Raw genomic sequence first — 679 nt, forward strand, 5'->3', positions numbered from 1 at the left:
CTGATCTCCCAGGCCGACGTGGTGGTGGCACTGGGCACGCGCCTGGGGCCGTTCGGCACCCTGCCGCAGCACGGCATGGACTACTGGCCGAAGGATGCCAAGATCATCCAGATCGACGCCGACCACAAGATGCTGGGTCTGGTGAAGAAGATCGCGGTAGGCATCTGCGGTGATGCCAAGGAAGCCGCCGAGGCGATCACCGAGCGCCTGGCCGGTCGTGAGCTGGTCTGCGACGCCAGCAAGGGCGAGCGCGCCGAGCAGATCGCCAGCGAGAAGGCGGCCTGGGAGCGCGAGCTGGACGAGTGGACCCACGAGAAGGACCCGTTCAGCCTCGACGCCATCGACGAGGCCAAGGACGAGACCCCGTTCTCCGGCGGCGAGTACCTGCATCCGCGTCAGGTGCTGCGCGAGCTGGAGAAGGCGATGCCGGAAGACGTCATGGTCTCCACCGACATCGGCAACATCAACGCGGTGGCGCACAGCTACCTGCGCTTCGAGAAGCCGCGCAGCTTCTTCGCGCCGATGAGCTTCGGCAACTGCGGCTATGCCCTGCCGACCATCATGGGGGCCAAGGTGGCCGCACCGGAGCGTCCGGCGATCGCCTACGCCGGTGACGGCGCCTGGGGCATGAGCCTGATGGAGATCATGACCGCGGTGCGTCACGACATTCCGGTGACCG

Annotated in this window: 1 protein-coding gene; it reads left to right on the forward strand. The window is 67.0% G+C overall.

Going from position 1 to position 679, the window contains the following annotated elements; genetic code table 11:
* Nucleotides 1-679, forward strand: a 679-nt coding sequence (locus IOC61_RS06110) for a thiamine pyrophosphate-dependent enzyme (RefSeq protein WP_229332965.1), incomplete at both ends; no start/stop codon positions are given.

It is taken from the genome of Halomonas sp. KAO (assembly GCF_015595025.1).
Lineage (GTDB): Bacteria > Pseudomonadota > Gammaproteobacteria > Pseudomonadales > Halomonadaceae > Halomonas.